General features: G+C 45.4%; 6 protein-coding genes. 1 reads left to right on the forward strand and 5 read right to left on the reverse strand.

Features of this window, described 5'->3' with window-relative positions; translation table 11 throughout:
- The 5 genes from A1D16_RS07165 to A1D16_RS07185 form a co-directional block, all read right to left on the reverse strand.
- On the reverse strand, nucleotides 1–673 hold a 673-nt coding region (locus A1D16_RS07165; RefSeq protein ID WP_290708666.1), incomplete at its 3' end, for a hypothetical protein.
- A gap of 2 nt (nucleotides 674–675) precedes the next feature.
- Nucleotides 676–3,477, reverse strand: a complete 2,802-nt coding sequence (locus A1D16_RS07170) for a formylglycine-generating enzyme family protein (RefSeq protein ID WP_290708667.1) — start codon at nucleotides 3,475–3,477, stop codon at nucleotides 676–678.
- A gap of 65 nt (nucleotides 3,478–3,542) precedes the next feature.
- Nucleotides 3,543–4,895: a RagB/SusD family nutrient uptake outer membrane protein gene (locus tag A1D16_RS07175; protein WP_290708668.1), complete on the reverse strand. Its 1,353-nt coding sequence runs from the start codon at nucleotides 4,893–4,895 to the stop codon at nucleotides 3,543–3,545.
- 24 nt (nucleotides 4,896–4,919) lie between these two features.
- Nucleotides 4,920–7,961, reverse strand: a complete 3,042-nt coding sequence (locus A1D16_RS07180; protein WP_290708669.1) for a TonB-dependent receptor — start codon at nucleotides 7,959–7,961, stop codon at nucleotides 4,920–4,922.
- 164 nt (nucleotides 7,962–8,125) lie between these two features.
- Nucleotides 8,126–10,144 carry a beta-L-arabinofuranosidase domain-containing protein gene (locus A1D16_RS07185; protein ID WP_290708670.1) on the reverse strand — a complete coding sequence of 673 codons (2,019 nt, stop codon included), beginning with the start codon at nucleotides 10,142–10,144 and terminating at the stop codon, nucleotides 8,126–8,128.
- Between the two features lie 115 nt (nucleotides 10,145–10,259).
- Between A1D16_RS07185 and A1D16_RS07190 the strand changes: the two genes are divergently transcribed.
- On the forward strand, nucleotides 10,260–10,517 hold a 258-nt coding region (locus A1D16_RS07190), incomplete at its 3' end, for a LacI family DNA-binding transcriptional regulator (protein WP_290708672.1).

Here is a 10,517-nt window from a genome sequence, read left to right on the forward strand (position 1 = left end):
GGTAAGCACCGGCTGCTATAATTTTACCGGCTCCTACCTGGTATTCCAGCAACAATTTGTTCTGTTCAGTAAAGGTGATATAGGTCCAGTCGATGCCGATAACCTTTCCCTGCACGGGTAGTTCTTTATCAAAAAACCCAAGCTTTCTTACTATATGATCCGAAGCTTGCTTGCTTACATATGCACCTCCCATAAGGCCGTTAAATACCGGATGGGCCTTAAACGCATGAAAGCCTAAAGGCCGTCCAAACCCCTCATCCCTTATGGTATCCTGCCGAACAACCAGCGGGGCTTGTTCAAACCCCCATGCATTCAACAAGGCCATACTTTCCATAGAGAGGAACAACTTACCGCCTTTTTGCACAAAATTCTGAATGGTTGCTTTAAGTACCATTTCTTCTTTGCTGACAGCGGCCGTATCGGTACGATGGTACCAGATATGAGTAAATCCGCCTGTATTGTTCTCTTTGAGTTTTTTTAAGGAAACCAGTTGAACGGTAAACTCTTTTTTTGTGCGCAGCAAAGTACGAATGGCGCTGAGTTCCTTTTCATCGATATGATCCTCTATCAATGCCAGTTGAAACGACTTTGCCTGGGCTGCAGCCTGTTGATAAAAAGGCATGCAAACAACTGCCAGCAAAACCGGCACTACTAATTTTATTAACTGTTTCATGTTTACTGGATTTTATCCTTTACACAACGAAACCCTACGGTAGCATTTCGTTCAAAACCCTGGCTTACTCGGAGTAAATACTGCCGGTAATGCAGCTCTCTTGGTCCGCCCTGAACGTACCACCAGCTAGAAGATGGTTTGAAATAAGAGCCCCCTTTGAGCAGCAGGAAACGATGACTGCCGCTTATATATTCATCATTCGTTAACTGCCATACGCTTCCTACCAGGTCATACAATCCATTTGGATTTACACCGGCCCGATAACTACCCACCGCATAGGGTTTACCATTTCCAAGATTGCATTTGGTTGAATCAATTCCTTCCAGGTGCAATACGGTAAGTGTGCTGTTTACCACTTCTTCTCTTCTTGTTACCGGTTTATCCTGCACCCAGGGCCATTCCTGCAGCGTACTGGTTTGTGCAGCATATTGCCATTCCAGTTCCGTCGGTAGTCTTTTTCCTGCCCAAGCGGCATAGGCCCTGGCATCTTCATAACTCAGGTATACAACCGGGTAGTGTTCTTCACCGGCAGGGATCTTGCCGTTTTTCCAATGCTTTAAAAAATTGGCCGTATCAGCAGGCTGGTAGCCGGTTGTGGTCATAAACGCGCGGAATTGCTTATTTGTAACCGGGTAGGTATCCATAAAAAAGCTGCGCATGGCAAACAAGCTATCCTGGTCCTGTTTCGGGTATTTTATGAATTCATCTCCATTGCTTGCCTTAAACCGGAAATTACCAGCCGGGATAAGCACCATACCTTGCGGGGTTTCCGCCTGTTTCCGTGTAACCTGCGCAACCGATACCCTTCTTGCAGAACCTGGTTCAATGGACACTATATATTCGTCCATCAATACTCCCTCTTTCATCAGTTGAATAATGATATCACCCTCGAAGCGGTTGAAATACTTGCTTATGGAAAGCCGGTGGCTACCGGGCTTAACTGTAAGTGGTTCTTTATCGTAGGAGGGATGGCCGGCCCAAATTCTAAGCGCATCTCCTGTTACCGGTGTTTCCAGCAACAGCTCATCTCCATACATCCTTGCTTTAATCAGTATTGGCAATTCTGCAATGCAATCTACCTGCCCTTCATTATTGGTACCCAGGTCACTGGCATTAAATGCGTCTGTTTGTGCGTCTATCAGCCAGCGTCCGTTAACTTGTTCAGGGCGCAGCAACCGATGGTGCCAGAGGTCTACAAAATGTTTTCCCTGTTCCGGTTTCACTTCAAATAGCTTTCCTTTAAAACCTGCCGGCAATACGCTGTAAATTGTATAAATCGTTTTATTATCCAGTGTCCATTGATTTACCCAAATACTGTCGGCTTCTGTGGGTATGAGTGGTGTGTACCCGCTGCTTACAAAATTGTTTGTATTCTCTCTTAAAATACGGGTGGTTTTACCGAGGTAACGATATTGTTCTTCCACCCAATCGGGCTGGCCCGGCGCCATAATATTTAATTCAGTACCATACCCGTTAAAAAAAGACGTAGCAAATTCTCGCCTGATTTTTTCCTTATACAATTCCGCTACCCGGTAAATAGTGAACTCGGGTTTAATCAGTTTGTTGAGGTTGAGCATAGGCGGATAATAGAGCGCATTGTGTACCCTGCCCGATACAATTCCGGGCATATCACGGGGTACTGCCATTCCTTCGCTGTACATAATCACCCCTTTTCTGACTTTATCGGCAGCTTCCTGCAGTTCACTACTTGATTCTCCTTTGGTATCAAGTACTACACCGTCTGCCTGTGTTGCTCCAATAAGGCGAGACAGGCCGTCAAAATGGTCTTCCGTTCTGGTACTTCCGTCCCAGGGATTATAACAAATAAAAAACCGGGTGCCGAGTTTGCGACTCTTTTCAGCTTGTTGCCGCATTGCATTGGTGCCGCCCGGTAAATCGCGAAACAGATCAAATTGATTGCGCTGATCCAACCCCAGTGTAGGCCAGGTTGGCCATATACTTACGATATCATCTCCTCCGTACCATTTTTTTCCACGTTGCAGAAAACTTTCCAACTGGTATTTACCTGCTTTTGAATCGTAGTAAAATTTATCCCAGGCGTCCATCAGGTGCAGGATATAGGTATGTCGGACCCATTTCAGATCCTCGCGCTGGTAAAGGCTGTCGGTAAAGCTTCCAAGATCGTATAACCATCGCTGTTGAAATACCTTTGTCAATGCCTGTTGCCAGTTTCCTTCGTATAATTCTGCATATACCCGGAATTGCACAGAACCACCCGGAAATAAAACCGTTTCAAAGCGGCGGCGTTGGCCTTTTTGAATAGAAGCCCGATCGCGCCTGCTTAACAAAACCAGTTTTTTACCTCCTGTTAACGGATAACTCATATATCCCAGCTCCCAGGCATTATCCGGCACAATTACATTTACCGGTTGCTTACCCGGCAAAAAAAGATGGGTTCTTGAAAGCGAATGAGTGCCAAGGCCCGTAATATATGCCTCACTTCCCTCTGGTTTCAGGGGTAGTACATTACTTAGTTGCAAGGTATCTGCCGACCGGTTGGTAAAAGTTACGATGGCGCAATAAAAAGAGGCCGTGGTATCCAGCCTGGAGATCTGTACCTGTACGCCGGGTGCAGGCTGATCGCTGCGGTAGTTGGTACCATTTACCGAATAACTGAGAAAAGGGATGGGTTGCGCCAGTTTTACCTGTTGACCGGAATATTGTAACCCAATTAATTTATTCGTACCATCCAGTTCAATACGTTCAATAGGTGCCTGCGCCTGTACATTTAGATACAGAAGACAAGAAGCGGTAACCAAAAAGAACCATAGGTTTTTTATCATGCCGAACGATTAAAAGAGAGACGCATTTTATTCAATACGCCTCTCTGTGTTTCCATGAAAATTGCTTAATACCCTTCGTTCTGCTGAAGGTTTTTATTGGCCAGGATTTCAGCACCCGGTATTGGGAAAACATATTTTTTTACGTCTGTTACACCCAGAACAGCGCCGGCCCGACCGGTACGAATCAGGTCAAACCAGCGATGTGGTTCAAATGCAAACTCAACCCTGCGTTCGTTCTCAATAGCGAGTAAAAGGGCCTCTTTACCGGTAATGGCCAAATCTTCAAGTCCGGCCCTTGAACGGATTACATTCAAATCCTCCAGTCCTTCTTCAATATTATCCAGGTTGGCCCTTGCTTCAGCGCGGATAAGGTACATTTCTGCGAGGCGTAAGATGGCATAATTGTCGTCCTTTACACCACCTACTGCTTTGCGATAACGGTTGCCATAAGGCGCTCCATTCAGTTCACTCACCAATACACTGCGGGTTCCGCCAATGGCCGGGTCCTTCAGTAAGGTAGTGATTTCAGTCGTAGGTCCAACCCGGTAATAACCACCCATGGTAGCAGGGTAAAAATAGGCCGATAACTCATTGCCATCTACCTGCGAATAGTCCAGTTCAAAAATAGCTTCCGTTGTCTTTTTTTCGGTGATCAGTTTTTCGAAAGGCACTACCAAAGAAAAACTACTGCTGGCATTGATCAGTTCTGTAGCATAGCTGGCTGCCCCGGTATAGTCTTTACGATATAATGCAACTTTGGCCATTAATGCCTGTGCCGCTTTTTTGTGCGCAATTGTGCGTACTACGGTTTCGGAAAGATTGGTTTCTGCATCCTCTAGATCCTGAACAATTTGCGCATATACCTGTTCGGCTGTTGCTTTTGCAGGATAATTGGCAGCAGTTAATCCGCGGGTGGGTGTAAGCACTAGTGGAACACCTCCCCAGGTGCGAACCATATCAAAATAAACCAATGCCCGAAGAAACTGTGCCTGGCCGATCAGGTTTTTTCTTTCTTCATCGGTAAGGGTGGGGTCGGCCACAGAGCTGGCGCCATCAATTACATTATTGGCAGCATTGATGGCCCGGTACATGGCTCGCCAGGTAATTTCCATGGTATTGGAAGAGGCCAACACTGCATGCCCGTCGAATTGCAGATCGGTTGTACCCGCACTAAAGGGTACCACGTTATCGTCCGATAACCATACCGCATTGGGCCATTCGGCGCCATAGTATTCAATTACCTGTAGCCGGCTGTATGCACCGGTGAGTGCACGCTGAATCCGGATTTTTGAATCCAGTGCCACTGCATCATCTATCTGGTTTACCGGTTTTGGATCTAGAAATTTCTCACAGGAACTAAAGCTCAGGGCAGCCACCAGGCTCATCCCTATATAAATAGTTTTATTAATAGACTTCATACTACTTGTTTTTTCGGTTCGCAATTAAAAGCTAACAGTAAAGCCACCCTGAATGGTTTTGGGTTGAGGCACGGTAAACATTTCCACACCTCCTACGGTTCCTTTTCCGCCACCTGCATTCAGTTCAGGATCAAGTCCGCTGTAGTTGGTAATGGTTAGCAGGTTGGTGCCCATAATATAAAATCTTGCAGAACTGATACCCAGCTTACGGGTTACTGCTGCAGGAATGGTATAACCCAGGGTAATATTGCGAAGACGGGTATAGGAGCCATCTTCCAGCGCGCGGCTGGTAAACCGGCCATAGTTATTACTGCGTTCTGCAGCCGTTCCGCCCATTTTAGGCATATCGGTGATATCTCCAGGTCTTTGCCAGCGATCCAACTGCTGCGGATAAAATCCATAGGTTGCTGCACCGGTTGCACCATTCTGACGGGTAGCCCCATGTACCATAAAAAACGTAGTCCAGTTCACCATTTCCTGTCCCCATTCGTATGCAAAAGCAAAGGAGAAATCGAAGTTTTTGTACCGTACTGTTGAGTTTAATCCGCCAAATACATTTGGTTGATTATTTCCTAATATCATTCGGTCATTATCATTGATTACGCCGTTTTTATCTACATCGGTATAAATGGCATTTCCGGTTTGCGGATCAACGCCTTCCTGTTTCCAGAGCCAGAATCCATTTACCGGATATCCTTGCTGGAAGAGGATAAAGCGACGACTGAATGGTTCGAAATAGGGAGCATCCAGCTTTTCAATCATGTTTTTGTTATGTGCAAGGTTGAAGCCAAGGTCCCAGCGAAAATCCTTGGTACGTATAATGCCTGCATTCAGCGTAAGTTCAATTCCTTTGTTACTGATATCGCCTCCGTTATACGCAATAGTGCCGAAACCGGTAGACATGGGAATAGGTTTGTTCAGGAGCACCCCATTCGTCATCTTGTTATAATAGTTCAGTTCACCTTCCAGCCTGTTTTTAAAGAGGCCAAATTCGAGTCCCAGGTTCCATTGTGTCGTCTGTTCCCATTTAAGATCGGGGTTTGCGATCTGTGATGGTTGGGTGCCGGGTTGCATCATATAGTTATCATTTCCAGCCCACAAACCGCGAGATGCATATTCACCAATGGTTTCCTGTGCGCCGGTAATTCCCCAACTGGCCTTCAGTTTCAGGTTGGAAAAAATATCCTGGTCAGCCATAAAGGACTCACTGGTAATTCTCCAGGCTACACCGGCTGATGGGAAAAAGCCCCAGCGATTTCCACTCCCAAAGCGGCTGCTGGCATCGGTTCGCAGGTTAAGGTCGAGAATATACCGGTTAGCAAAAACATAGTCTGCTCTTCCAAAATAGGAAACCAGTGCGCTTTCCACCGTATTTCCACTCCAGCCGGTATTTTGCGCGGCCGATCCGATATTGGTAATATCATCGTTGGGAAAATTATTCGCACTCAGTCCAAAAAATTTGGAGATGGTTTTCTGAATGGTATTACCGGCAAGGAAATTGAACTGATGATCGGCAGAAGGCCTCCATCCATAACGAAGGGTTTGTTCATTGATCCAGGTTATCTGCCGATTACTTTGCTCATACGCTGATGCCACGGAACCAGGTCCGTTTAATACCGTGCTGGCAAATGCCCGGTTATTGGCATCGTTGAAGTCCAGGCTCCAGCTCGATTTAAAGAAAAGATTTTTGGTCACTTCCCATTCTCCGTAGATATTTCCGATATATCGTGCACCGGTTGATGTTTCATCACTCTCTTTCACAATGGCTACTGCATTGTTTCCGACCGGGCCACGGAAATAGCTGCCGTCCTGGTTATAGGTTGGGTAGATGGTGGAGTTTCCTAGTCCCACTAACAATACACCTCCACCGGAATTATCATTCTGCACAATAGTTCTGTAATTACGGATAAGTGTATTGCTGGTACTGAGTTTAAACTTATCAGACAGATAGCTGTCCAGGTTTACCCGTAGGCTTGCCCTGTTAAATGTTTGCGGGCGAAGGATTCCATCCTGCTTAAAATAAGAAGCGCCTACATAATACGTTGTTTTTGCATCGCCGCCCGCAACACTTAGGTCTGTGCTATAGGTAGATGCCGTACGAAATAACTCATTTACCCGGTTATACGTGGGTAAACCCGCCGGATTGGGGTAAGGGATATTGGCAGGATTTTTTCCATCATTAATCCAGGCTTCGTTTAACAACTCGGCAGTTTGAGGCGCATTCACCAAGGTTGGAAGCTTGGTAGCTTTTCCGCTACCATAAAAACTATTGAGCGTAATCTTTGGCTTCTGCCCTTTTGAGCCCCGTTTGGTAGTGATGATAACTACTCCATTTGCACCTCTGCTTCCGTAGATAGCTGTGCTGTTTGCATCTTTCAATACTTCGATAGACTCAATGTCAGAGGGATTCAGATCTGCCAGTGGGTTGGCAATCTGCTGTTCAACACCATAACCCGCAGGTCCGATAGGCATGGTATTTACAAATACTCCATCAATAATATAAAGTGGCTGAGATGCGGGTGATCCTGCAGAAAAAGAAGAGGTTCCGCGTACCCGTACCGTAACTCCACCACCGGGCGTACCGCTCTGGCTGGAGATCTGTACACCAGCAGCTTTACCCTGTAATAACTGGTCGGGACTGGCCATGGGAATATTCCGGATCTCATCGCCTGAAACTTTTACCACAGAACCTGTAATGTTCTTTTTATTTTTCTTTCCATAACCAACCACTACCACATCTTCGCCTTCACTAATTTCCATTTCCAGGCTAATCGTGATTTCATTTGTACCGGCACTAACAGCCACTTCTTTTTGGCTGAATCCGATATTAGAAACAATTAATCTTGTATTGGAACCAGGCACGGGCAGCGAAAAATTCCCGTTTGCATCTGTGGCAGTACCTCCACTTAATCCTTTAATAGAAATGGAAGCACCGGAAAGCGGGCTGCCATCTTTGGCATTTACCACTCTTCCTTTAATAGTTCTTTGTTGTGCCAACAGGGTTGTTACCAGGCACAACAACAATGCAACCGAAGTCAGCATTTTTTTAACAGGCAAATTACTCATAGCAGTTTGTTTAAATGAACAAATGTCAACGCTAAAATTAGTTCCATACTAAGTATAACCTGCGCCAAACGGGCAGTTTCTACGGTTTGAAAGCCGGTAACGTTCTCGGTGTTTTCAAAAAAAAAGCCACGGAATATTCCGTGGCTTTTTCACTTCAAATCAAATCATTGAACAACCGGGAACTGCGCAATTCGAAGCGTGGTACATCCATACGGAATTAATACAATTTCTTCATCGGGCATATCTTTTAAATATTTGATTCCGCTGTAGGGCACTGGCCCTGCTGCTTCATTGTACAACTGCCATTCAGGAATGCGCTTAGCCCTGGTAGTTATCTGAACGGGTGCCGTTTCCAAACTCCAGGGTGCATCACCTACCGATTTTATTTTTTTAAAGGAAAAATGTTGGTCTATATTTTTTACTGCCTGGTCAGTTAATCCGAAATTCCAGGGAGTTGTAGGGTGTACCTCCCTGTAGTTTCCATATTTATCGGTATTATTTACAGACTTCCAGTTTTCACCGATCTTTAATCCGTATAACAGAGGCCCTCTTTCAACTGCCGCTGTTTGATTAAACCACCGGCTAACTGCAACATGCATGGGAAGCTCCAGCACTACCTGGTCCTTATCTTTCCACTTGCGTACCAGTTTTATAATTTCATTTCCGGTCGAACTCATCCATTTTTCTCCGTTAATATAAACCACGGCATTTTTACACCAGGCTGGTATGCGAAGATGAAAAGGAAATACCGTAGGGGTTTTTAGTTGCAGGCTGAATTTAATCTGTTCATTAAAAGGATATTCTGTTTCTTCCGTAATTGTAAGTTCTTTGCCATCTGCTACCTTAAGTTTTACTTCAGACGGACCATACTGCAATGCGGCAACCCCTTTATCATCGGTAGCATGCCAGAGGTTTTGAACAAATTTTGGCCAGCCCTGGTGCATATTGGTAGTACAACAGGGAAAGCCACTCAGCAAACCAAAACACTGGTCGGTGCCATCGTAATTTGTGATAAAGTTTCGATGCTGCCGGCTTATCATTACCTGGTTAACCTGTTGGTAATACTGCCTTGTCATAAAGTCATCGCTGATTTGGGTCGGCAATGCATTGTAGGTGATTTTTTCAAGATGATCCATCTGCGCTACATCTCCGGTGATGGTGATCATATTTTCCAGGGAGTACATCAGTTCAACGGTCGAACATAACTCCGATCCCAGGTTAGGATCGCCTCCTCTAGTAAGCTCATCTGCCCCGTACATACCCTGCGCCTGTCCCTGGTAGGTTTTAATATCACTAAATGCTTTTTTCACCGCATCCAGGTATTGTTGTTGCGGATTTTGCTGATAATAGATAATCGGTTCTTTGATACCCTGCGCCAGGTTTACGCCATGAAATTTATGCGTAGTGGCCAGGTAATTCGTGTTTAGAAAAGTACCTGTCCAGTCGTAGGACTGTTTATGAATCAGCTCTCCCAACTCCAGCAGAAATTTTTCACCGGTTATATTGTAGAGCCAGTATACGATCAACAGGTTATCACCTGCTCTTTGTGAACCCCACCAGGAGTAATGACCTAAAGGAGTAGAGGGCAAGGTAGCCAGCTGGTACTTCGAATAACGCAGCATCAGGTCAATAACCCGTTGATCGCCGGTTCCCAGATAATATTGTTGTAATACTTTCAACATAACCATTTTCGGCCACCAGTCGCGTGCACGATCTCGTTGTAAACCTGGCTCCGGGCTGGGTTCTTTTTCCGGGGGAACAGGGCCGAAATAACCATTGGGTAATTGATTTTTTATAGACCATTCCACCCATTTTTGGAGTTTTTGTTGCAGCGCTTTATCCTCCAGAATAAAGGCTAATGGCGCAAGCCCGTCTAACCAGTAGGGACCTCTTTCCCATACATCTCCATCTCCTCCCAGCCAGCCATTTCGTTCTCCTAAAACCGCCGGATAAAGGGCATCCAGTTGACCGCACATTCCATCTTTCATTTGGTTCAGGTTCTGCTTAAGCCATCCTTTGGGCCTGATTGCGCCAAAAGGAAGATCAAGGTATTTTTTTGCCTGAAGCGGTGCCCTGTTTTGTAAGTAGAGAGACGGGAGGGAGTCTGTTCCATGCCCATGTGCCGAGGCGGATAAGGTTACCATTGTTGTAAGTTTTAAAAAAAATGCAGCGATTCCTTTCATGATTAACTAATTTGTATTAGGCCCGCACAAAATAATAATTCGACCTGTTTAAGGATGTTTTAACGCTGTTTATCCACCGGAAACGTTCCCGAAAGAAAGTATCTTTGAATTTCATATGAATCGCCCCGTTACTATTAAGGATCTTGCAAAAGCGCTGAATATTTCCGTATCAACTGTATCACGGGCGCTTCGGAATGCACCGGATATAAATCCCAAAACACTTCAGGCAGTTTTACAACTGGCAAAGGAGCTGAACTATGAACCCAATTTCATTGCCCAGAGCCTGGTAACAAAACATACCAATATAATTGGCGTGGTAGTGCCCTCCATAAATTCCAATTATTTTTCAGAGGCGTTGAGTGGTATGACAGAC

The sequence above is a fragment of the Flavihumibacter sp. CACIAM 22H1 genome (assembly GCF_001601815.1).
In the GTDB taxonomy this organism is placed as follows: Bacteria; Bacteroidota; Bacteroidia; order Chitinophagales; family Chitinophagaceae; genus Flavihumibacter.